General features: G+C 71.0%; 22 protein-coding genes. 10 read left to right on the top strand and 12 right to left on the bottom strand.

Annotated elements, in window-relative coordinates; all coding sequences use genetic code 11:
• Nucleotides 1-58: 58 nt before the first annotated feature.
• Entirely contained in the window at nt 59-1,285 is a 1,227-nt protein-coding gene (locus K7472_RS09110) for a helix-turn-helix domain-containing protein (protein ID WP_222975920.1), read from the bottom strand.
• A complete protein-coding gene (locus K7472_RS09105; RefSeq protein WP_372457942.1) occupies nt 1,275-1,577 on the bottom strand; it encodes a putative quinol monooxygenase in 303 nt (100 codons plus the stop codon). The genes K7472_RS09110 and K7472_RS09105 overlap by 11 nt, the downstream gene beginning before the upstream one ends.
• Nucleotides 1,578-1,801: 224 nt before the next feature.
• Here K7472_RS09105 and K7472_RS09100 point away from each other — a divergent pair, with 224 nt between their 5' ends.
• A complete protein-coding gene (locus K7472_RS09100; RefSeq protein WP_222975916.1) occupies nt 1,802-2,209 on the top strand; it encodes an ATP-binding protein in 408 nt (135 codons plus the stop codon).
• 359 nt (nt 2,210-2,568) lie between these two features.
• On the opposite strand, the gene K7472_RS09095 is transcribed toward K7472_RS09100, so the two are convergent.
• Complete coding sequence (locus K7472_RS09095) at nt 2,569-3,126, bottom strand: hypothetical protein (protein ID WP_222975914.1); 558 nt, start codon at nt 3,124-3,126, stop codon at nt 2,569-2,571.
• A 186-nt stretch (nt 3,127-3,312) separates the two neighbouring features.
• Between K7472_RS09095 and K7472_RS09090 the strand changes: the two genes are divergently transcribed.
• Complete coding sequence (locus K7472_RS09090; RefSeq protein ID WP_222975912.1) at nt 3,313-3,687, top strand: hypothetical protein; 375 nt, start codon at nt 3,313-3,315, stop codon at nt 3,685-3,687.
• 334 nt (nt 3,688-4,021) lie between these two features.
• Entirely contained in the window at nt 4,022-4,342 is a 321-nt protein-coding gene (locus K7472_RS09085) for a GYD domain-containing protein (protein ID WP_222975910.1), read from the top strand.
• A gap of 51 nt (nt 4,343-4,393) precedes the next feature.
• On the opposite strand, the gene K7472_RS09080 is transcribed toward K7472_RS09085, so the two are convergent.
• The 3 genes from K7472_RS09080 to K7472_RS09070 all read right to left on the bottom strand — a co-directional run bounded on the left by K7472_RS09080 (nt 4,394) and on the right by K7472_RS09070 (nt 7,392).
• The gene (locus tag K7472_RS09080; protein WP_252395288.1) at nt 4,394-5,842 is read right to left on the bottom strand and encodes an eCIS core domain-containing protein; all 1,449 of its coding nucleotides are present in this window, start codon (nt 5,840-5,842) and stop codon (nt 4,394-4,396) included.
• A gap of 273 nt (nt 5,843-6,115) precedes the next feature.
• Complete coding sequence (locus tag K7472_RS09075; protein ID WP_222975906.1) at nt 6,116-6,493, bottom strand: hypothetical protein; 378 nt, start codon at nt 6,491-6,493, stop codon at nt 6,116-6,118.
• Nucleotides 6,494-6,675: 182 nt separating this feature from the next.
• Nucleotides 6,676-7,392, bottom strand: a complete 717-nt coding sequence (locus tag K7472_RS09070) for a hypothetical protein (protein WP_222975904.1) — start codon at nt 7,390-7,392, stop codon at nt 6,676-6,678.
• 371 nt (nt 7,393-7,763) lie between these two features.
• Between K7472_RS09070 and K7472_RS09065 the strand changes: the two genes are divergently transcribed.
• Nucleotides 7,764-8,240, top strand: a complete 477-nt coding sequence (locus K7472_RS09065; RefSeq protein ID WP_222975902.1) for a nuclear transport factor 2 family protein — start codon at nt 7,764-7,766, stop codon at nt 8,238-8,240.
• 13 nt (nt 8,241-8,253) lie between these two features.
• Here the strand turns inward: K7472_RS09065 and K7472_RS09060 are convergent, their stop codons facing one another.
• Both K7472_RS09060 and K7472_RS09055 read right to left on the bottom strand, forming a co-directional pair.
• Nucleotides 8,254-8,772 carry a hypothetical protein gene (locus K7472_RS09060; RefSeq protein WP_222975900.1) on the bottom strand — a complete coding sequence of 173 codons (519 nt, stop codon included), beginning with the start codon at nt 8,770-8,772 and terminating at the stop codon, nt 8,254-8,256.
• Between the two features lie 30 nt (nt 8,773-8,802).
• Nucleotides 8,803-9,855 carry an aldo/keto reductase gene (locus K7472_RS09055; protein WP_222975897.1) on the bottom strand — a complete coding sequence of 351 codons (1,053 nt, stop codon included), beginning with the start codon at nt 9,853-9,855 and terminating at the stop codon, nt 8,803-8,805.
• Between the two features lie 199 nt (nt 9,856-10,054).
• Here K7472_RS09055 and K7472_RS09050 point away from each other — a divergent pair, with 199 nt between their 5' ends.
• Nucleotides 10,055-10,654, top strand: a complete 600-nt coding sequence (locus K7472_RS09050) for a TetR/AcrR family transcriptional regulator (RefSeq protein WP_222975895.1) — start codon at nt 10,055-10,057, stop codon at nt 10,652-10,654.
• Between the two features lie 73 nt (nt 10,655-10,727).
• On the opposite strand, the gene K7472_RS09045 is transcribed toward K7472_RS09050, so the two are convergent.
• The gene (locus K7472_RS09045) at nt 10,728-13,103 is read right to left on the bottom strand and encodes an ATP-binding protein (RefSeq protein WP_222975893.1); all 2,376 of its coding nucleotides are present in this window, start codon (nt 13,101-13,103) and stop codon (nt 10,728-10,730) included.
• A gap of 124 nt (nt 13,104-13,227) precedes the next feature.
• Here K7472_RS09045 and K7472_RS09040 point away from each other — a divergent pair, with 124 nt between their 5' ends.
• Both K7472_RS09040 and K7472_RS09035 read left to right on the top strand, forming a co-directional pair.
• Nucleotides 13,228-14,103 (top strand): hypothetical protein, encoded by an 876-nt coding sequence (locus tag K7472_RS09040; protein ID WP_222975891.1) that lies wholly within the window; start codon nt 13,228-13,230, stop codon nt 14,101-14,103.
• Nucleotides 14,104-14,292: 189 nt separating this feature from the next.
• The gene (locus K7472_RS09035) at nt 14,293-15,102 is read left to right on the top strand and encodes a TrmH family RNA methyltransferase (RefSeq protein ID WP_222975889.1); all 810 of its coding nucleotides are present in this window, start codon (nt 14,293-14,295) and stop codon (nt 15,100-15,102) included.
• A 36-nt stretch (nt 15,103-15,138) separates the two neighbouring features.
• Here the strand turns inward: K7472_RS09035 and K7472_RS09030 are convergent, their stop codons facing one another.
• Both K7472_RS09030 and phoU read right to left on the bottom strand, forming a co-directional pair.
• A complete protein-coding gene (locus tag K7472_RS09030; RefSeq protein ID WP_222975887.1) occupies nt 15,139-15,375 on the bottom strand; it encodes a hypothetical protein in 237 nt (78 codons plus the stop codon).
• Between the two features lie 168 nt (nt 15,376-15,543).
• Entirely contained in the window at nt 15,544-16,230 is a 687-nt protein-coding gene (phoU, locus tag K7472_RS09025; RefSeq protein WP_222975885.1) for a phosphate signaling complex protein PhoU, read from the bottom strand.
• A 227-nt stretch (nt 16,231-16,457) separates the two neighbouring features.
• Between phoU and K7472_RS09020 the strand changes: the two genes are divergently transcribed.
• Together K7472_RS09020 and phoP are read left to right on the top strand one after the other, a co-directional pair.
• Complete coding sequence (locus K7472_RS09020; protein WP_252395285.1) at nt 16,458-17,921, top strand: sensor histidine kinase; 1,464 nt, start codon at nt 16,458-16,460, stop codon at nt 17,919-17,921.
• The gene (gene phoP, locus K7472_RS09015; RefSeq protein WP_222975884.1) at nt 17,918-18,598 is read left to right on the top strand and encodes a two-component system response regulator PhoP; all 681 of its coding nucleotides are present in this window, start codon (nt 17,918-17,920) and stop codon (nt 18,596-18,598) included. The genes K7472_RS09020 and phoP overlap by 4 nt, the downstream gene beginning before the upstream one ends.
• A gap of 197 nt (nt 18,599-18,795) precedes the next feature.
• Here the strand turns inward: phoP and K7472_RS09010 are convergent, their stop codons facing one another.
• Nucleotides 18,796-19,461 (bottom strand): copper chaperone PCu(A)C domain-containing protein, encoded by a 666-nt coding sequence (locus K7472_RS09010; protein ID WP_222975882.1) that lies wholly within the window; start codon nt 19,459-19,461, stop codon nt 18,796-18,798.
• Between the two features lie 822 nt (nt 19,462-20,283).
• Here K7472_RS09010 and K7472_RS09005 point away from each other — a divergent pair.
• Nucleotides 20,284-20,766, top strand: a complete 483-nt coding sequence (locus K7472_RS09005) for a CarD family transcriptional regulator (RefSeq protein ID WP_222975880.1) — start codon at nt 20,284-20,286, stop codon at nt 20,764-20,766.
• Nucleotides 20,767-20,988: the final 222 nt, after the last annotated feature.

Below are 20,988 nucleotides of genomic sequence, written 5' to 3'. Positions count from 1 at the left end.
TCAGGGTCTCCGCTCTGGAAGGGGAGTCAGCAACGGCGAGGCCGGTGAACTCACCTGATCAGGGATCAAAGCGAGACATATCGACTCCCAATTGTTGGCCGAAAGAGCGGAGTTGCTCGGACGGTGGCTCGCTCATCGTGATCAGGTCGGCCACCAGTTGTTGGACCATCGGCATCGCGCGGATCATCTCGGGCGAGAGCTGGTGTGCCTTCAGGAGTGCGTTGAGGGCCTCGTCCGTCTGGCGGCGCTGGGCGTGTGCGCGGGCGACGTCGAGGTGGAAGCGGGTCTGGCGTTCAGAAGACAGTGCGGAGGGGTCGATGGTGTCGGCGGCGCGCAGGGCGATTCCGGCGTCGCCGAGTTCGACTGCCACGGAGACTTCGTGCAGGCCGACGTTGGTGGGGCCGAACTCGGTGTTGTAGTCGTTGCGCCCCTCGCCGACCTGCTGGGCCATCTCACCGGCCTCGCGCAGGAAGCGGTAGGCGTCGTCGGCTTGGTTGGTGCGGGCGGCTGCGACGGCACGTTGCAGGGTGAGAGCTCCCCGCAGGGCGACCGCCTCGGGACGGCCGGATTCAGTAAGGGGCCGCAGCGCTTCGGCCGCACTGCCGGACGCCTGGGTGGCTTGGTCGTAGTGGCGGGCGCCGAGGAAGACGATGGACAGGCGGAATGCTCCGGCGGCCATCAGCAGGGGGTCGTTGGCCCGCTCGGCCGCGACCACGGCCCGGTCGGCTGCGATCCAGGCCGCTTCGGGCTCGCCCATGGTGGCCAGGGCGGCGCTGCACGTGTGATACGTCGCGGCCAGCAGCCTGAAGAGTTCGGGGTGTTGGTGCTCCGGGGCGGAGCGTGCGGCGTTCTCCAGTCGGGGTACGAGTTGTTCGAGGAGGTCGGCGAGGTCGGTGTAGTGGCTGGCGTGGGTCAGCTCCCAGGCGCGGTCGACGTCGGCGCGCAACGCGGCCACATCCGGCGGCTCGTGCGCGCCGAGGATCGCGTTGAGGGAGTGGGCGGCGCTCAGTAGCAGGCGCAGGCGGGCAGCGCCGGGGGCATCGGGTTCGGTTGTCGCGGCGATGATGGGTGCTTCGGCGGCCAGTTCGGCGATGGGGATGTCGAGGACGTCGGCGACTTTCTCCAGGACCGTCATCCGGTCGATGCGTCGTACACCCCGCTCGACTTGGGAGACCCAGGCTTCGGACCGGTCGAGGAGGCCGGCGAGCTCCTTCTGCGACAGACCGCGGCGCTTGCGGTTGAGGGCGATCTTGCGGCCGAGTGCCTTCTCGTAGTCAGTGCTCAACGTCGACGCCCTTGCCGGACACGAAGTCCAGGCGGTCCACCTCGGTGGAGGCCAGGTAGGCGTTCCGGTCGTCGAGGAAGGCCCGGACGTACGGCTGCGTCTCGTGGGTGTCGAAGGCGTCGTGGTCGCGGTAGAGCTCGTAGAAGATCCGTTCCAGGGGGCGGCCGTCAACACGGTGCACCGTGTAGATCAGCGTTCCGGGTTCGTTCGCGCGGATCTGCGCGCCGGTGCGCGCGACGAGCGCGTCGAATCCGGCCGCCGCGTCCTCGTCCTTGCACGTGAAGCGCACCATCAGGCCGAACATACGGTTTCCCCTCTCGTCGGAAGTCCAGCTCAGCACCACACCACAGCGTGAACGCTATGCGGCTCGCGACCCGTACGAAAAGTGCGATCCCGCACTCAAAGTACCCGCACACTCGGTACGGTGCTGGTACTAATTGTACGTCTCACTGCTTCTGTGTCGGCCGAACGGGGCGGCATGACCGATAAGCAGCAGGTCACGCCCTGGAGGACGCCATGTGCACCCACCGACGCACCTTCCCCGGACGCCCAGCAAACGTCCGCGACGCCCGCCACTGGGCGCTCCGCCTCCTCGCCAACGACCTCCGGGCCGACGACGCGGCCCTGATCGTCACGGAGTTGGCCGGCAACGCGACCCGCCACACCGCCAGCGGCGACCAGGGCGGCACCTTCCACGTCGCCCTCGACCTGACGGCCAGGGCCCTCACGATCTCCGTCACGGACTCCGGAACCGCCAAAACCACCCCGCACATCGACCGCCCGACGACGGACGACCCGCACGGCCGCGGACTCGCCATCGTCACCGCTCTCGCGGATCACCTAGAGGTACGAGGAGATGAGGCAGGCCACACGGTCATCGCCCGGCTGCTCCAGCGCCAGACGGTAGCGAGCACCACATGCTGACGCCCACCAGCACCCCCACCCGGGCGGCGGTCGTCTACCGATGCCGAGCGGTCGCCCGCGAACGAACCGACGGACAGGAACACTCCCTTGGCGGCGACTACGCGCTCACCCCGCGCTTGGCCATGCGTTGGCTCCGCCGCCGAGCCGCAGACATCGCAGATCAGTTGGACCCGGCCTACGCCCGACCGCCTCGGTACTGGCTGACAGACCAATCCGACCACGAACGAGCCTTACGGCTCCTCGCAACCGGGCGCCCCTACCGCTTCACCATCCACGACGACGCCACCCGCTACGTACTCAGCGCCCACTCTTGCTGCCTCGGTGGCCCACCTGCGCCGTTGGAGTCCCTGAGGCTTCCCTCAATTGCGCTCCATGGCCTTGCGCCTCTCCTCTGCGTACTGGGCTTGGATGGCCGCGGCCGTGACCCCGAGCCGTTCCAGGATGGGGGTCACAATTTTTTCGCTGAGCTGTTCGTCGGCCTGTGTGAGGAGCCGACAGTCTGCCTTCAGGTCGGCGCACATCCTCACCCGGCCGGCTTCGGTCGCCATGTCCTGAATCCGCTCACGCCAGAAGTGGTGAACGAGGAAGTTCCGCCTTTCAAGGCTACGTGCCAGGTCTGCGACGACTTCGGGGTGGGCGCCGGTGTGGACCTCGGCGCGCTTGATGAGCTTGCCCATCATGTTCTTGAAGCCCTGCGTCCAAGGGTCACGGATGAGCTGTTCCCCTTGCTCTCGCGCCGTGATGAGCTTCGCCGCGGCCAGGATGTTGACGAGCGAGTGTTCGAGGCAGTTGGCCCGGTATACGGCCAGGCCAAAGAGGGCGTAGGCAGTCTTCTCGTCTGTGCCGTTGTCGTAACAGTCCGGCTCCGGCTCCTCCCGCCAGGTCGGCTCATGCCTCACCACGTAGAGTCCGTCCATGCGCCCAGTGTGGGGCCGGTGCGCGCTAACTCACATCGAATTTCGGATACTTGGCCACGGCCCCCATTGTCGGATCGGCCTTCAGCCTGACGCCGCGGGGTGCCTCGGCGTGCGCGTAGTCCCGCCATGCGGTCAGTTCCGAGAACTTAGATACGCTGCAACGCACTCATTGGTAGCTTCCCGGGCATGGCAACTGATCCTGGCATCGAGCTCAGACGACTGCTCTCCCAGATGAGCGGCTTCTCAATCGGCGACAGGGACTATGTGTCCTACTTCGTCAACGACAGCGGAGAGCGAATGATCTACGTGCAGAAGTGGGGCGAGGGGGCCGCCGTACTGCTGCACTCGGATCTGGCTTGGGAGCCGCAGACGGTCAAGGGGCCTCCAACGACAACGGCCCATACCGCGACGGCGGCACAGAAGAAGGCTCTGAGCAACGTCAGCATCGATGGTGGTCTGCTGGACACCCCTGTATGCGGGGGAATCATCCTCGATCGAGCGGAGGCACAGTGGCTGAGCGCCTGTTACTCAGCGACTGAACCCTTGCGGGATGCCCGTTAGTCTCGGGCCGTTCCTGGGCCGTCCGAGGCCGCTCGACGGTGGTCAACGACGACCGGTGACACCCACTCCGAAGCGTCAGTGACCCCTCCTGACCAGTGAAGAGGCAGGTCATCGAGATCCCCGGCAAGACCAGGGCAAGAAGAAGCAGGCGGTACTGATCAAGCTCTCTACCGGTTGGCTGTCCGCTGGCGGAGGGCTTGATGCTGTCCTGAGGCGAATGGCAGCGCGCCGAGCGAGGTGCGTACTCGTTCGGCGGTCGGCCGGTGGTCGGGTGGAAGGTGAGGGGCGAGGCTGGTTGGTAGGGGTGGGATGTTGCGGGAAGGAGCGTCATCCGATGGCCAAATACCTCATTCAGGCCGGCTACACCGCCGAGGGCGCGAAGGGGCTGCTGAAGGAGGGCGGCACCGGGCGCCGGAGGGCCGTGGACGAGGCGGTGGCCAGCGTGGGCGGGTCCGTCGAGGCGATGTACTACGCCTACGGCGACGACGATCTGGTGATCATCGTCGACTTCCCTGACACGATCTCGATGGCCGCGGTGTCCTTGATGGTCAAGGCCAGTGGCGCGTTGCACACCAGGGCCACCCCGCTCCTGACCGTCGAGGAGACCGACGAGGCGGCCCGCAGGCAGGTCGCGTTCCGGCCGCCGGAGGCGTGATCGGCGGACCGGCTCAAGGCGGGCGCCCCGCCTCCGGTGAGGGACGGACGGCTACGACGGCTCGTTGTCGATCAGGTCTGTGCGGTTCGCCCGTTCGACGTAGTGGTCGACCATCGCCAGCTCGGACCTGACGGCCAGCCAGTCCGGGTCCCGGGGATCGTCGTCCAGTCCCCGGTCGATCCACCGATCGAGCCGGTCGGCACCGACGACCCGTGCCTTGCAGTGAACGTAGCTCGATATGTACTTTCCGGGGCCTTCGACATCCCACGTGTGCCCCGGTCCCCCCGGAGTCACCGTGACCTCGACGCCGAAGGTCAGACGGGTGATGTCCTCGTACATGTGCGACAGCCGTTCGTATACGGCTTCCACGTAGGACATGGCCTTCTTGACCGGTTCGTCGAAGCCCCGCATCTCGTTGTTGGCGCCGGTGGTCAGGATGGTCAGGTTCGCCGACCTCGTGCCGTCGCCGCCGAAGGACGCGTTGATCAGGTGCCCGGCCTTGAACCTCTCGTACGGGTACTCGGCCCGGGCGCTGTCGATGGCCGGAGGGAGCCGCGGGTCGGCGTCGCTCCGGCGGTCCGAGTATCCGTGGGGGCCCAGGATCACGTGCCCCTGCGTCCCCCCGCCCCGGCCGAACGTGGGGCCGTAAGACGGCGGATCGATGTACACCGCGTGCGGCAGCGAACTGACGTGGATGCGCCGCCTCCGGGTGGACGACCGGGCCGCTCCGTGACCACCGGCCCGTTGCACCGCCTGGTCGCCGTGCGCGAGCTCGTTCGCGACTGCCGCGTGCGATGCGACCGCGACTCCCCCGTGCGGTTCCACCGCGCGCTGCACGTTCGCGTCCGCGCCGGTGGCCACCGTGCGCTGGACGCCGACGGAGGGGGCGGTCGCCATCCCCGTCGCGTAGGCGTGGCCGTCGGCCTCGGCGGCACGTTCCGAACCCTGCCCGGGGTCGGTGACGGTGACGCCGGCGCCGTTGTCGTTGCCGGTCTCGCGGATGTTCCTGGTGTTCTTGTCGACGTGGCTCAGCTCGTGGCCCAGGATCCGTTCGTCGCCGACGGCCGCGGCGGACAGGAAGATGTGGTTGCCGACGGTCATGGCCTGGGCGCCCAGGGCGGCGGTGGCGCGCTGGGCGACGGCGTCGCGGTGGACGCGGGTGGAGGAGAGCCGGTCGTTCTGGAAGAACGGCTCGGCCTTCGCCACGACCGACGAGGGCAGGGGCTCGCTGGGGGACTGCCTCGCGGCGGCCAGCAGCGCGCTCTGCCCCTCCGGGCTGGTGTCCGGAACGTGGCCGTGGGCGTGCTCGTCCTCTTCCACGGCGCGCTGCGCGGGCTCTTCCACGGCACGCTGCACGGGCGAGGCCGGAGAGCCTTGCGGCTGCGAAGCCTGCGCCGAGTGGCCGCAGCCGGGACCGTGCTGGTGCGCGTCCCGCGCCCACGCGTGCCCGGCCTGACGCAACATCTGCACCACGGCCGCGTTCCCCACGGAACCCTGCATGCCACGCATCCGCTGAACGGCCCCGGCGCCTGCCTCGGAGGCGGAACCCGTCCGCGTACGGACAGGTGGGCGCCCGGGCTCAGCCTTGTTCTGGTCGTCCCGTGTCGAACCCATCCGCGTGCCTCCACCATCCACGTGCGAACCTGCCCTGCCACCCTTACGCGCAGATTCGGCACGCCGCCAGAGCCGTGGGGGCAGGGTGTGGGGGCCGGAGGGGCACGATCGCCGTTCCGGCGAAGTACTGGGACAGCGGCCCGCGTTGGCCCGGCGTCGTCACTCGATCCAACGCGAAGCGGCCTCGTACGTGGTGGCCGCATTGCTGTTGAACGCGATGGCCGCATCGGGTGCGTGTCGCCGGATGAGGTTGATCACTCGTTCCAGGAGCTCGACTTGATCGTCCGAGTGCCGCAGGCCGCCGCCGACGGTGACGCACTCCCACGGATGAGCCCGCAGCGCGTTCCCCACGATCGCTTCCACGTCATCGCGTCCGTCAAGGCCGAACAGGCAGGTCTCGACGCCCACGCCGTGCTCGGCGAACTTGGCCAGTCCTGCCTCGATCGCCTCGGCCACCGGCTCGGGATCCCACGGCCCGGGCACCCGGCGCGGATCAAGTCCGATGACGAGGACGCGGGGTGAAGCGGTGGACTCCATATCGGAATAATACGCATCAAACAATCCGCGAACCCACGAATCAGAGGCGATGCTCAGGCGGGACCCGACTCACCGGGACCCGGGCAAGGTCGTGGCACGTCAGGCAACGCAAGGTCAGGCAAGGCCAGGCCAGGCCGGGCCGGACTCGCGCCACCGTCCCGCAGTCGGACATGGGCCCGCCGTCAGCCGAACGACGCGTCGCCGTCCCACGTCACGTTGACTACCTCGGGGCGCAGGGCGTGGATGACGACGCGTCCTACGTCGTGCTTGAAGCGCTGGATCACGTCGTTCATCTCGCTGGGCGGGAGTCTGCTCTGGAGCGCCGTGATGATCTGCTCCGCGGGCACGCCTGCCGCGTCGGCCAGGCGCTGGGTGTTGTCGGGGCGGTTGTTCCAGCCGGCTGCCGCGTTGCTGCGTCCGACGTGCACCGACTCGCTCGCGGTGAGGATGGACGCACCGGCCTGGTGGATCAGGTTCTGGCTGCCGAGCCGACGGGCCGTCAGGTGGAAGAGCGAGCCGCGGATGTGTACCGAGGAGGAGTTGCCGTTCTGGCCGGCGACCTCGCCCCCGGTCCTGAGCATCACGTTGAGGTGGATGGCCAGCCGGGCCGTCTTCGTGCCGTCCTTCACCTCGACTTCCATGGGCCGGGAGATGAGGTTGTCACCGCCGTTGTTGCGGCATTCGGGACCGAACTGGAAACCGCCGAGCGTGCGGTTCTGGCCGACGATGATGTCCAGGAGGCGGTTGCCGTCCACCCGGGGAGCAGCCGTCTGCGTGCCGTTGGCGCGTTGGACGGCGGCGGCGCGTTGCACCGGCGTGGCCTCTTGCCGGTGGCCGCAGCCTTCGGTGTGCTGGTGCCTGGCCTCCTCGACCATGCGCGTCGCAGCGGCATTGCCCACGCTGCGCTGCAACGCGAGGAGCCCCTCGCGGGAGAGGGCACCCTGACCGGCGGGGGAAGTCCGGACGGCCGGGCGGGGCGTCGAGACCCGCGGCCTGTCCGCGCCAGGGGCCTTGTCCGGGACTCGTGCACGCATGGCTGGGGCTCTCTCACAGACTAGGGGTCGTTCTCCCTGTCTATTCTCGCCGGTTGCCCACGGACAAGAGGCACAGGGGCAGCGTTACGGCCTCAAGGGGCGGGTCGGGTCTTGGAGTTGAAGGGGAGGGCCGCAGTCGCCCGTCCGGCACCGGGCGACTGCTGCCCGACCCCGACACACACGATCACTCGCCGCTTGCTTGACTTCAAGTTCACTTGAGGTTTCATGCTGGGGGTATGGACGGACAACGCGCGCACGACGAGCGGCTTCAGAGGCTCCTGGACCGGGCTGAGATCGTCGAGCTCATCGACCGGTGGTTTCTCTGCCTCGACCTGCGGGACGTGGGTGAGGAGCGGGCACGCTTCTTCTTCACGGGGGACGCCCGGTCCGAGACGCCCCTCGGGGATCACGACGGGCTGGCGGACCTGGTGGAGGGGACGCGCGTGGCGCTGGGGCGGTTCGATCGCACTCAGCACGTCGGGGCCAACCACGTCGTCGACATCGACGGTGATCACGCCGCCGTGCGGTGGAACGCGGTCATGACGCACGTCCACCCCGCCTCGCGCGGGGCCGCGCAGCCGTTCGTCGTCGGTGGGTACTGGGAAGGGGATGCCGTCCGGACACCGGAAGGGTGGCGGTTCCGGCGGATCGCCGTGCATCCCGTCTGGACCACCGGCGAGCCGCCCGTCCTGACTCCGCCGCCCGGCGACTGAGCCGCCCGCCGTCCTATCCCGGCACTCCCAGAGCCCATCGCGCCTCCGCCACGAACTCCTCGCCCACCGCCACCCGCGCGCGCAACGCCGCCGCCCGCGCTGACGGGTCAACCTCCGCCTCCGGGGCCCGTGCCTGCCGGCGGAACTCGCCGCCTATCGCCTCCACCACTCCCGCCCCCCGTACCGCGACCCCCTCCGGGCCCACCAGGCGGACCCGCACGTACGCCTCGTCCAGCGCTCTGCGCGCGGCGAATCCGGCCTCCGCGCGTTGCGGGTCCTCGGCGCCCCGCGCCAGCCATTCCTCGTCGAGCACCCGGTAGGCAGCGTCGGCCCGCGTCAGGAACCGCTCGTACACCTCACGCCGCAACTCCCGCTGTGCGGAGGCCCGTTGCTCCGCGCGTTCCTCCCGCGCCAACGCGGCCTGGTGCCGTAACTGCCTACCGGTCGTCAACGCCGAGGCCGTCCCCGCCATCCCGGCGGCCGCCAGCGTCGACAAGGACGTGATCAGCGCAACCGCGACCGTGTCGTTCACGACGGCCATTGTGGCGTAACGCGGCCAGGCCTACCCGGTCGTGCGGCGGCGGCGCCTCCTCGTCGGGTCCGTCAGGACGGCCGCTGCATACCCCGCGTCTTCCGGGTTCACGTCCGTGCCGGGCGGCACGATCCGGTCGATGCGGTCGAGGACGGCATCGTCCAAGTCGACGTCCGCCGAAGCGAGTTGGGACGCCAGGTGCTCCGCCGTGCGCGGGCCGATGATGGCCGCTGTCACCGCGGGGTGCGTGGTGACGAAGGCCAGGGCCAGTTGGATCAGCGTCAGGCCCGACTCCGCGGCGAGACCGGCCAGTTCGGTCGCGGCGTCCAGTTTGGCCTGGTTGCCGGGGACGTCCATGTCGTAGTGCGCGGCGGTCGTACGGAACGGCATCGTGCGGGTGCGCCGGCTGGACAACTCCTCCGCGCCGCGATGCCAACGGCCGGACAGCCAGCCCCCGGCCAGCGGGCTCCACGCCAGCACCCCCGTGCGGTACGCCTCGCACGTGGGAAGCACGTCCGCCTCCACGCCCCTGACCAGCAACGAGTACGGCGGCTGCTCGCACACGAAGCGCTCGCGGGACCGCCGTTCCGCCGTCCACTGCGCCTCCACGATCGCGGAGGGCGAGAACGTCGACGAACCCGCGTAACGGATCTTGCCCGCGCGGACGAGATCGGAGAGCGCGCCCAGCGTCTCGTCCACGTCGGTGTCGGGGTCGGGCCGGTGCACCTGGTACAGGTCGATGTGATCCGTGCCCAGGCGCCGCAGGCTGTCCTCGCAGGCCCGCGTGATCCAACGCCGCGACGCACCAAGCTCGTTGGGGCCGGATCCCATCGGACTTGACACCTTCGTGGCCAGGACCACGTCGTCGCGCCGCCCCGCGATCGCCTTTCCCACGATCACCTCGGACTCGCCGCCCGAATACACGTCGGCCGTGTCGATGATGTTGACGCCCGCGTCGAGCGCCGTGCGGATGATGCCGATCGCGTCGTCGTGGTCCGCGTTCCCCCACCGCCCGAACATCATCGCGCCCAGACAGAGCGAGCTGACCCGGACCCCTGTGCTGCCCAGCGTGCGGTATCTCATGACTCCGGTGCCCTTTCCGTTCGCTTGTGCGGCAGGGCGGACGGCCTCGCCCCTCGGGCGCCTGCTACCGTCTCCCACGGTAAGCGGATTCGGCTCCGCTTACCGCCGGTCCAGACGATAAGCGGAGCCGACTCCGCATGGCAACCCACCGGCGATCCCGATGGCAGTGCCCATGACGCCCCCCCGAAGGAGGCCACCCGTGCCCGATCTCTCCGCCCGCCCGGTCCGGGCCGACGCCCGGGCCAACGAGGACAAGCTCCTCGCCGCGGCGGCCGCCGCCTTCGCCCGGGACGGCTCCGCCGCGACCCTCAAGCAGATCGCGAAGGACGCGGGCGTCGGGATCGGCACCCTCTACCGGCGCTTTCCCACCCGCGAACAACTCGTCGACGCCACCTACCGCTACGAGACCGCCCGGCTCGCCGCCCAAGCGCCCACCCTGCTGGGCGAGTTGCCCGCCGACCGGGCCCTGCGCACGTGGATGTCGAACGTGCTGGACTACCTCGCCACCAAGCACGGCATGGCCGAGACCCTGGGAGCGCTGCTACGGGACGACGCCCGCCTCGGCTCGTCCACCCGCGAGCAACTGACCGCCGCGGTGGAGGAGTTCCGCAGTGCCGGAGTCGCCCAGGGAGTGATCCGGGAAGGCGTTCCCGCCGCGGACATCCTCATGTCGCTGGCCGGCGTCACCCTGGCCGCCGGGACCCGGCCCCAACGCGAGCAGGCGGAACGGCTGCTCGACCTGCTGATGGACGGCCTCACCCGAGCGGAGAGCTGGCGGCCACCTCTGACGGCCACCTGAGGCCGCGCCCCCAAGTCCAGGCCCACCGATCAGCGCGTCCCCCGACGACCCGACGACCCGACGACCCGACGACCTAGCCCCCGTCCGCCGGCCGCCCCTCCCGCATACGCCGGTCATGCGTCCACACTGCCAACTGCGATCGGGACGTGAAGCCGAGCTTCGTGAGGATGCGTTCCACGTGGTTCTCGGCCGTGCTGCGGGCGATGACCAGCCGCGTCGCGATCTGCTGGTTCGTCAGGCCCTCCGCCACCAGCTCGGCCACCTGCGACTCCCGCCGGGTGAGCGGACCCCCGGTCCGCCCGTCCACGCGGGCCCGCGGCACCGCGGGCGGCTCGTCCAGGACGAACGCCAGCGCCTGAGCCACCGTCGACTCCGCCCCGCTCCGTAACGCCCGCTCGAAACGTGCCGCCGGGAGCGCCGCCCGTACCGTCTCCTCGAAGGCGCGGTGCCGCTCGCGCATGAACGGGGCCGTCTCCAGGTTCCCCCCGACCGCTCCCCACAGCAGCCGGAGCACCCCCAGCAGCCGGGCCGCCCGCGCCGGATCGTCCACCGTGCTCCAGGCGATGACCTCCACGCACATCGCGATGTCCCACCAGTCGTCGAACGGACGCATCAGCCCGATCGCCTCCCGCGCCGCCGCGATCGCCGCCTTCGGGTCGCCCTCGCGCGCGTCCAGTACCGCCCGGGCGAACCGCGCGATCCCGCGCAGCCACGACTCCCCGTGCGCCGCGCTCGTCTCCTCGACCTCCCGGCACAGCGCGGCGGCGCGTTCGGCGTCGCCCGCGTAGGCGTGCACGATCGCGAGCTTCACCATGCACTCCACGGCCCCGTCGAGCCGCCCGGTCGCGCGGAACGCGGTCAGCGCCTCCGCGAGGAGCCGCCCCGCGGTGTCGGCGTCGCCCTGCCAGGTGGCGAGGACGGCGCGGTGGTGCCGGGTCCACGCCGCCGCCGGCACGTCACCGCACGCCTCCGCGACGGCGGCGGCAGCGTCCAGCTCCCGGAGGGTGTCCGCGGTGCCGCCCAGCAGGACACCCAGGTACGCGTGGGTCGCGAGGGCCAACGGCCGTGCGGTGTCAATCCGTTCACCGATTCGTTCACCGGCCTCGTCCCCGTCGCCTCCCAACAGCCGTCCCAGCCACCGCCTCCCCTCCGCCAGCGACCCCGCCGTGATCCAGTAGTGCCGCGGCGCGACCGCGAGCGCGAGGCCCGCCTCCGTCTCACCGGGTCGCTCCGCGCAGTACTCCAGCGCCGCCCGCAGGTTGGCGTGGTCGCGCCGCAGCCGGGCGAACCACTCGGCCTGCCGCGGCCCGAACCACTCCCGCTGCGCCCGCGCGGTCAGGTCCGCGTAGTGGTCGCGGTGGCGGCGACGCGACGCGGCGAGCTCACCGGAGGCGGCCAGCCGCTCGTAGCCGTACTCCCGCACGGTCTCCAGCAGTCCGTAGCGCGAACGGCCGTCCTGCTGGCGGTGCACGACGACCGACTTCTCCACCAGGCCGCCCAGCACGTCGACCAACGCGGCCGGGGGAAGGCCGTCGTCGGCGCAGACCTGCCGCAGCGCCTCCAGGTCGAAGCCGTCACGGAACACCGACACCCTTGCCCACAAGGTGCGTTCGGCGGGAGTGCACAGCGCGTGGCTCCAGTCGATCAGCTTGCGCAGGGTGCGCTGCCGGGGCTCGGCCACCCGGCTGCCGCCGTTCAGGAGCGCGAAGCGGTCGGCGAGCAGATCGAGCATCTCCGCCGGGGTGAGGGTGCGCATGCGGGCGGCGGCCAGCTCGATGGCGAAGGGCAGGCCGTCCAGCCGGTGCACGAGCCGGGCGACGGCCGCCGCGTTCGTCTCGGTGACGGTGAAGCCGGGCAGCACGGCAGCGGCCCGTTCGGTGAAGAGCACGACGGACGGGCAGGCCCGTATGTCCCGCGGCGCGCACGGATGTTGGGGGTCGGGTACGGGCAGCGGCGCGACGGGGAAGACCTGCTCGGCGGTGATGGCCAGCGTCTGCCGGCTGGTGGCCAGGACGCGCAGGCCGGGCGCGGCGCGCAGCAGGGTGCCGGTCAGGCGGGCGCAGTCGTCGACGAGGTGCTCGCAGTTGTCGAGGACCAACAGGGCTCGTCTGTCGCGCAGATGGGCCACGAGCGCCTCGGTCGCGTCGGCCCCCTCGCGCCCCGGGTTGGCCAGCCCCAGCGCGGCGCCCACGCTCTGCGCGAGCAGGTCACCCTCCCGCAGGCTCGCCAGTTCGGCGAGGTGCACGCCGTCGGGGAAGGCACGGGCCACGTCACCGGCGACCCGCAGCGCGAGCCGGGTCTTGCCCACGCCGCCGACCCCGGTGAGGGTCACCAGCCGTGCCGCCGACAGCAGTTCGCGGACGCGGGCCGCGTCGGCGCGCCTGCCGACCAGCGTGGTCAGTTCCGCTTCCGGCCCGCCTGGCGCCGTCGTGGGTGCCCCCGTTCCCATGCGCACCAATCTAGTTGCGGCGCCGCCGAGTTTGGGTGTTTCTCCCCTGTCGGCCCACAGGTCCGGCCCCGGAGACTCGGGTGACGCGGCGGGACGCGCGCCGGGACGACCTCGTGAGGTGGAGATGTCGCAGGGGCACGGCCGGGCGGACCGGCTGGGCGAGCGGGTGAAGGTCTACCGGGGGGTGCTGCCGCGCCGCCCGTTGCAGGGGCTGGTGCCCGCGCTGATGGCGTTCGTGGTGCTGTGCACGATGATCTCCCGGGACGCCTCGGACCCCTCGTTGCTGATCATGTGTGTCTGCGACGTGGTCGTGCTGGCGGTCTGCGCGGGGCTGATCGTGCGGCACACCCGGGCACGGATCGACCTGCACGAGGGCGGCTTCCGCCTGTCCCGCCCGGGGCGGCGGACCCTGGAGTACGGCTGGCCGCAGATCGCCTCGGTCGCGACGGAACGGGTGGAGGTCCGCGTCAACTTCTCCCACTCGCACGACTTCCTCAGGACGGTCATCACCCCGCGCGAAGGCGCCCGGATACGGGTGAACGCGCTGGACTTCTTCGCGAGCGAACCGGGCGCGGGCCTGCGGCGGGTCTACTTCGGCGGCGCCGCGCGGGGCTCGGCCGAGAGCTTCTTGCGGGCGGCCGCCCAGCAGGTGGGCCGCGCCGTGGCGGCCGAGCAGCTCGCGCGGCTGCGCTCCGGCGGCGAAGTGCGGCTCGGTCCCTTGGGGTTCACCGGCGACGGCATGACCATCGACCCGTTCACCCGGCCCGTCGCCTGGTCCCGCATCCGGCTCATCGAGTCGGGCCCGGCCGTCGGCGTGCGGCTGCGGGTCTCGGACCTGCCTCAGTACGTCGGCGCCGCCGCGCTGGCCCCGCGCCACACCAGGGCGGGCTACAGCACCGAAGGCGAGTTCCTCGACGCCTTCACGTTGCGCCTGCGGCCCGGTACGGACTACGTGGCGCTGGGCGTCCTGCTGGCCGAGGCGCCGGCGCTGCGCGACTGAACGCCGGTGTCGGCGTGGGTCGTCGGTCCCGCACCACGACCGTTGCCGGAATCCTGGACCGGAACCGACGCTGACCTGCGGGTACGCCGTTCCGGACGACGGATCGGCGGGACGGCTGGTCACCTTCGCCGGGCGGCGGAACGCGCAATACGGAGGCGTTCGGAGCCGCGACGTGGATACCCTGCCCGGATGGCGGCAGTTCAGCGCATCGGATCCCGCAACGCCCGCTTCCAGCAGTGGCAGGCCCTGCTCGCCAACCGCACCAAGCGGCAGCGCGCACGGGAGTTCGTCGTCCAGGGCGTACGGCCCATCTCGCTCGCCGTGGAGCACGGTTGGGAGATCCGCGCCCTCCTGTACGACGCCGACCGTCCGCTGTCGCGCTGGGCCGAGGGCGTCCTGCGGACCACTCGCGGCGCCGAAGTCTGCGCCATGGCACCGGAGTTGCTCGCGGAGCTGGGGGAGAAGGGCGAGGCGACGCCCGAACTCGTCGCCGTCGTCGGCATGCCGGACGACGACCTGGGACGGATCGCGGTCAAGGACGACTTCCTCGGCGTGCTCTTCGACCGGCCGAGCCAGCCCGGCAACGTCGGCAGCGTCATCCGTTCCGCCGACGCCTTCGGGGCGAACGGACTGGTCGTCGCGGGCCACGCCGCCGACCCCTACGACCCCAAGTCGGTGCGCGCCAGCACCGGTTCGCTCTTCGCGCTGCCCGCCGTCCGCGTGCCCTCGCCGCGTGAGGTGACGGAGTGGCTGGGCGGACGGGCCCTGCTGGTCGGCACCGACGAGCACGGTGAGACCGAGCTGTTCGACTTCGACCTCACCCGGCCCGTGCTGCTGCTCGTCGGCAACGAGACGACCGGGCTCAGCAACGCCTGGCGCGAGCGGTGCGACCACACCGTGCGCATCCCGATGACCGGCGCCGCCAGCTCGCTCAACGCGGCGAACGCGGCCACCGCGGTGCTGTACGAGGCGCGCCGCCAGCGGATCGCGGCCCGCTGAAGGCGTCCGGCGGACGGCCGCCCCCGCCTCGTACGGTCAGGTCAGCCGCAGCAGCCGCCGCACTGGCAGGGGCCGCCGGACTGGCATCCGCACCCGCAGCCGGAACCGCACCCGCACGCGCCGAGCAACGGCAGCGGAGAACGCAACGGGTGCGGCGCGGGATCGAGTGACGGCTGGGGGCGGGTGGTCGGCGTGCTGGGGGAGTCCGGCATCGGTGTCCTCCTTGGCCTCGGCCTCGGCGTGCGCGGTACGGCCGCGCGACGCGGTCGCCACCAGTGAACTACCGGGCCCACGGGGCATCAAGGGCGCGCGGGGCGCGAGAACTCCCGCGCCCCGCGCGCCCCTCGGCAACCGCGCGCCCCCCAGGGGGCCCGCCTCGGACCGCCGTGCCGTCGCACCGCCGTGCCGTCACATCGCCGTGCCGTCACATCGCCGTTGTCGTCACACCGCCGTGTCGTCGCCGATGGCTGTCGCCGGGGTCAGCTCGTCCGCGTGCTCACCGGTGACGAGGTAGACGACGCGCTTGGCGACCGAGACCGCGTGGTCCGCGAAGCGCTCGTAGTAGCGGCCGACCAGCGTCACGTCGACGGCCGTCTCGATGCCGTGCTGCCAGCGGTCGTCCAGCAGGTGCTGGAAGAGCGTGCGGTGCAGCTCGTCCATGCGGTCGTCGTCCGCCTCCAGCTGGAGCGCGGCGTCCACGTCCTTGGAGATGATCACCTCGGCCGCCTTCGCCATCAGGCGCTGCGCCAGCTGGCCCATCTCCAGCAGCGTGCTGTGCAGGTCGCGCGGCACGGCCGAGACCGGGAAGCGCAGCCGGGCCAGCTTGGCGACGTGCCGGGCCAGGTCGCCGGAGCGCTCCAGGTCGGCGCTCATGCGCAGTGAGGTGACGACGATGCGCAGGTCGGTGGCGACCGGCTGCTGCCGGGCGAGCAGGTCGATGGCCCGGTTCTCCAGGCCCCGCTGGAGGTCGTCCACCTTCTCGTCCGCCGCGATCACGCTCTCGGCGATCTTCAGGTCGGCGTCGAGCAGCGCGGTGGTCGCCCGCCCGATCGCGGAGCCGACGAGCCGGGCCATCTCGACCAGGCCGTCGCCGATCGAGTCCAGCTCCTCGTGGTAAGCGTCCCGCATCGTGTTCCTCTCCTTGCACGTGCCTGCGAGCCCGGCGCGAACCGCGGGGCCCTGGGAGCGTAGGACCGGGTGTCCGCGCCGGTCTCCACCGTGCGGCGTACACGCGTCCCGGCCGGGCATCCGAGGTGAATCAGCCCCGACACCACGGTGAACTCTTGGCAACGAGTGTTCGAGAGGCCACCTGGATGGCTGTGGATCACGCCTCGTCCCCGCTTAGCCTTGCAGACATGGACGTGAACGCGGCGGTTGCCGCAGCCAGCGCGATCGGCGGTGTGTGCACCGGCGCCTTCGCCGTGCTCGCGTTCCGCTGGAGCGAGCGCGAGCAGGCGCGTCCGACCCGCTCCTCCCTGCACACCGAGGCGGTCCTGCCGCCCGGCGTGGACACCGTGCTGTCGGTGCTGCGCTCGTCGGCCGTCGTCCTGGACGAGGGCGACACCGTCGTCAAGGCCAGCTCCGCCGCGTACGCCCTGGGACTGGTGCGGGGCGGGCGGCTGGCCGTGGACCGGATGCTGCAGATGGCCCGTGAGACCCGGCGGGACGGCGAGATACGGCAGGTCGAACTGGACCTGGCCCGGCGCGGAGGGCGCGGCGAGCCGCTGGCGGTCTCCGCCCGGGTGGCACCGCTGGGCTCCCGGCTGGTGCTGCTGCTGGTCGAGGACCTGACCGAGGCCCGGCGCATCGAGGCGGTCCGCCGCGACTTCGTCGCCAACGTCAGCCACGAGCTGAAGACGCCGGTCGGAGCGCTGTCGCTGCTGTCGGAAGCCGTGATGGACGCGGCCGACGACCCCGAGGCGGTCAACCGCTTCGCGGGCCGGATGCAGATCGAGGCGACCCGGCTGACCAGCCTGGTCCAAGAGATCATCGACCTGTCCCGGGTGCAGAACGACGACCCGCTCGACGACCCCGAGGCGATCGCCGTCGAGGAACTGGTCGCCGAGGCGGTCGACCGCTGCCGCCACCCGGCCAACGCCAAGCACATCACCATGGCCACCGGCGACACCTCGGGCCTGTTCGTCCAGGGCCACCGCGGCCAGCTCGCGGCGGCGCTGGGCAACCTGGTCGAGAACGCCGTCAACTACAGCCCCGTCCGCACCCGGGTGGGCATCGCCGCCCGCACGGTGTCGGTCCCCGGCGGCGAGTTCGTCGAGATCTCGGTCACCGACCAGGGGGTCGGCATCTCCCAGGCCGACCGGGAGCGGATCTTCGAACGCTTCTACCGGGTCGACCCGGCCCGCTCCCGGGCCACCGGAGGCACCGGCCTGGGTCTGTCCATCGTCAAGCACGTCGCCGCCTCGCACGGCGGCGAGGTCACCGTGTGGAGCTCCGAGGGCCAGGGCTCGACGTTCACCCTGCGCCTGCCGTCCGTCCCCGACCCCTCGGCCACGCCGCCGCAGGACGACCCGGACGACCCGGAGGACGACGTACGCGGCGACATCCGCGACGACCACGACGACGTGGACGGCATCACTGACGCCGTACGCGACGACATCCGTGACGACGACGTGCTCGACCGTGACGACGACGTGCTCGACGAGGACGCCGTACGTGACGACCACTCCGTACCTGACCAGGACGTCGTACGTGACGACGGCGTCGCCCGGCGCGGGCCCGCCCGTACGCCGGCCGGCGCCGCCACCACCCTGACCAGAACCGCAACCAGAACCCTTCCCGCCCCGGAGGTCCTTCCGTGACCCGAGTGCTCGTTGTCGAGGACGAGGAATCTTTCAGCGACGCACTGTCGTACATGCTCCGCAAGGAGGGCTTCGAGGTCGCCGTGGCGGCCACCGGGCCCGACGGGCTGGAGGAGTTCGAGCGCAACGGCGCCGACCTGATCCTCCTCGACCTGATGCTGCCGGGCCTGCCCGGCACCGAGGTCTGCCGGCAGCTGCGCAACAAGTCCAACGTCCCGGTGATCATGGTGACCGCCAAGGACAGCGAGATCGACAAGGTCGTCGGCCTGGAGATAGGGGCCGACGACTACGTGACGAAGCCGTTCTCCTCGCGTGAGCTGGTGGCCCGCATCCGCGCCGTGCTGCGCCGCAGGGGCGAGCCGGAGGAGACAGTGCCGTCCGCGCTGGAGGCCGGGCCGGTCCGCATGGACGTGGACCGCCACCTGGTGACGGTCTCCGGCGGCAAGGTCGACCTGCCGCTCAAGGAGTTCGACCTGCTGGAGATGCTGCTGCGCAACGCGGGCCGCGTGCTGACCCGCATGCAGCTGATCGACCGTGTGTGGGGTGCGGACTACGTCGGCGACACCAAGACGCTGGACGTGCACGTCAAGCGGCTGCGCGCCAAGATCGAGCCGGACCCGGGCGCGCCGCGCTACCTGGTGACGGTGCGCGGTCTCGGCTACAAGTTCGAGCCGTAAGCCGTACCCGGTCGGCCGTACGAGGCCGCACACGGCCGCTGGCCCGCGCCGCGCGGGCAGGCGAGGCCGCACACGGCCGCACACGGCCGCAGGAACGCGTGAGGGGCGCCCGGATCGATCCGGGCGCCCCTTCGCGTGCGCGGGCTCTCAGGGCCCGCAGCCGAGCCTTACGGCCTCACGCCTTACGGCCTCACGCCTTACGGCTTGGTCGACGTGCTCGGCTTGCCGGAGGGCGAGGTGGAGGTGTGCGGGGCGCCGGACGCCGGGGCGCCCGCCGAGCCGGACGGGTGCGCGGAGGGACGGCCGCTCGCCGCCGGTGCGCTCGCCGGGGCGGTCGGGCCGTAACCGCTGAAGTAGTGGTCCGCGGGGACCACACCGGGGGTGACGGTGACCTGGCCGGAGCGGCTGAAGCTGAAGACCGTGGTCTGGAAGTTGCCGTCGACCACGCCGGTGTCGGAGGCCAGCATCGCGGACGGGTTGCCCTGACCGCCGAGGGTGATCGAACCGCCGGCCGGGACGGTGACTGGGCCGGACGAACCGTTCGGGCCGGCCAGCTTCACCGGCTGGGCGGCGCCCTCGACCGTGATGGACGTCAGCTGCTGCGCCTGGGTGCTGTTGTTGAAGACGCGGGCGCTGACCGCGGCCGCCCCCGAGCCCTGCGGCTCGGTCAGGATGTAGGCGTTCTGGATCTCGATGTCGCCGACGGTGGTGGCGACGGAGTCCGGCTTGACCTCCTGCGTCTGCGCGGTGCTGCCCGCACCGCAGGCGGCGGCGAACGGGGCGACCGAGGCGACGAGAACGGCGGCGAGGGTGGCGCGTCGAAGGGCGCGGGTGCCCCCGGCCGAAGGAAGGGGGAGGCTCACGGCGGCGGCATCTCCTTGGACGACTTGGACGTGGTGCGGCTGATGTAAAGCCGCACTAAGGGATCTTCCAGCGCGCTTAGGTTACCGAGCCGCCGAACGCGCACCGCACCCGGCCACCCCTTCGCGCGTCGCGCCCCCTCTTGTACGGTCGCGCGTCACGTGCCGGGTCCGTCCTCCGTGCGCCGCGCGCCCGCGGCCCGCGCCCGCGCGAGCCGTACCCCTCGCAGGCAGCCGGCGCCCGCGCGAGTCCCGCCCCGCGTCCGCCCCCGCGTGAGCCGCTACTGTCACCCGCCCCGGGCCACCACCCCCGCGCTCATTCGTTCCCGGCACCGATCAAACGTGCCGTGAATATGCCGTGCTTCCGAAGATCGATTTCCCGGTCCACGTGGATGTCCTGGGGATGTCCCATGGGCTCCGTGCGGATAATCGGAAACTGTCCAAATGATGATCACGCTCACGGGTGGGAATTCGGGTTTTCGTGCGCGCTCCGCGCCGCCCGGAGGCGAAGTCGCGGCGGAACGGCCCGATCTCACCCGTGACCAGCCGTCAGATCTCCGAACGGAGTAGCGGAAGCCCACTCCGAGGGGGTCGACAAATCAGGATGAAACACCCTTCTCTCCGACCCGTCGGTCGTGTAACGTGCGCGTTTCGCTGCGCCCGCACAGCCGCTCCGACCTGCGGATACCTCCTCCCGGGCGGCGCCTCCAGCACGATCCAGCCGCTCTTGTCAAGCCCCGAGATATGCCCTGACCTGCGAAAACGCCATTCAGATGACGCCGTTCCCGTGTTACCCTGGATAGCCACGGAAGGGGTACCTGTCACATGACGTTCAAGGTTGGCGACACCGTGGTCTATCCCCATCACGGGGCCGCGCTGATCGAGGCCATCGAAACTCGCCAGATCAAAGGCGTGGACAAGACCTACTTGGTGCTCAAGGTCGCTCAGGGCGACTTGACGGTGCGCGTACCCGCGGACAATGCGGAGTTCGTAGGCGTACGCGACGTGGTCGGTCAGGACGGGCTGGACCGGGTCTTCGAGGTGCTGCGCGCGCCGTACACCGAGGAGCCGACGAACTGGTCCCGTCGCTACAAGGCGAATCTGGAGAAGCTGGCCTCCGGTGACGTCATCAAGGTCGCCGAGGTCGTGCGTGACCTGTGGCGTCGTGAGCGGGAGCGCGGGCTGTCGGCCGGTGAGAAGCGGATGCTCGCCAAGGCCCGGCAGATCCTGGTCAGCGAACTCGCACTCGCCGAGAACACCAACGAGGACAAGGCCGAGGCGCTCCTCGACGAGGTGCTCGCGTCCTGAGCCGGGTGCTCACGGTCGCGCTCGCGTCCTTGAGTTCCAGGATGGACGAACGTGGTCGCGGGGTGACGCGGGCGCATGCCCCTTCACGACGCGCCTCGTGGTGTCCCGCCGACGCAGGCGTCGCAGGGCGCTGAGGTCTTCTCACCGACGTCAGGCGCCATGACGCCGGTCCTGACACAACATCGCCGCGGTGCCCGGTACGGTCCGGGTGCTGCGGCATGT

The sequence above is a fragment of the Streptantibioticus parmotrematis genome (assembly GCF_019890615.1).
Classification (GTDB): domain Bacteria; phylum Actinomycetota; class Actinomycetes; order Streptomycetales; family Streptomycetaceae; genus Streptantibioticus_D; species Streptantibioticus_D parmotrematis.
Note: the sequence above shows the minus strand (reverse complement) of the source record. Positions and strands in the feature narration are given on the sequence as shown.

Coding starts and splice junctions, on each gene's coding strand:
- K7472_RS09105 (WP_372457942.1), bottom strand. CDS start 1,577: ATGGTGCGCTTCACGTGCAAGGACGAGGACGCGGCGGCCGGATTCGAC.
- K7472_RS09100 (WP_222975916.1), top strand. CDS start 1,802: ATGTGCACCCACCGACGCACCTTCCCCGGACGCCCAGCAAACGTCCGC.
- K7472_RS09095 (WP_222975914.1), bottom strand. CDS start 3,126: ATGGACGGACTCTACGTGGTGAGGCATGAGCCGACCTGGCGGGAGGAG.
- K7472_RS09090 (WP_222975912.1), top strand. CDS start 3,313: ATGGCAACTGATCCTGGCATCGAGCTCAGACGACTGCTCTCCCAGATG.
- K7472_RS09085 (WP_222975910.1), top strand. CDS start 4,022: ATGGCCAAATACCTCATTCAGGCCGGCTACACCGCCGAGGGCGCGAAG.
- K7472_RS09080 (WP_252395288.1), bottom strand. CDS start 5,842: ATGCAGGGTTCCGTGGGGAACGCGGCCGTGGTGCAGATGTTGCGTCAG.
- K7472_RS09075 (WP_222975906.1), bottom strand. CDS start 6,493: ATGGAGTCCACCGCTTCACCCCGCGTCCTCGTCATCGGACTTGATCCG.
- K7472_RS09065 (WP_222975902.1), top strand. CDS start 7,764: ATGGACGGACAACGCGCGCACGACGAGCGGCTTCAGAGGCTCCTGGAC.
- K7472_RS09055 (WP_222975897.1), bottom strand. CDS start 9,855: ATGAGATACCGCACGCTGGGCAGCACAGGGGTCCGGGTCAGCTCGCTC.
- K7472_RS09045 (WP_222975893.1), bottom strand. CDS start 13,103: ATGGGAACGGGGGCACCCACGACGGCGCCAGGCGGGCCGGAAGCGGAA.
- K7472_RS09040 (WP_222975891.1), top strand. CDS start 13,228: ATGTCGCAGGGGCACGGCCGGGCGGACCGGCTGGGCGAGCGGGTGAAG.
- K7472_RS09035 (WP_222975889.1), top strand. CDS start 14,293: ATGGCGGCAGTTCAGCGCATCGGATCCCGCAACGCCCGCTTCCAGCAG.
- phoU (WP_222975885.1), bottom strand. CDS start 16,230: ATGCGGGACGCTTACCACGAGGAGCTGGACTCGATCGGCGACGGCCTG.
- K7472_RS09020 (WP_252395285.1), top strand. CDS start 16,458: ATGGACGTGAACGCGGCGGTTGCCGCAGCCAGCGCGATCGGCGGTGTG.
- K7472_RS09005 (WP_222975880.1), top strand. CDS start 20,284: ATGACGTTCAAGGTTGGCGACACCGTGGTCTATCCCCATCACGGGGCC.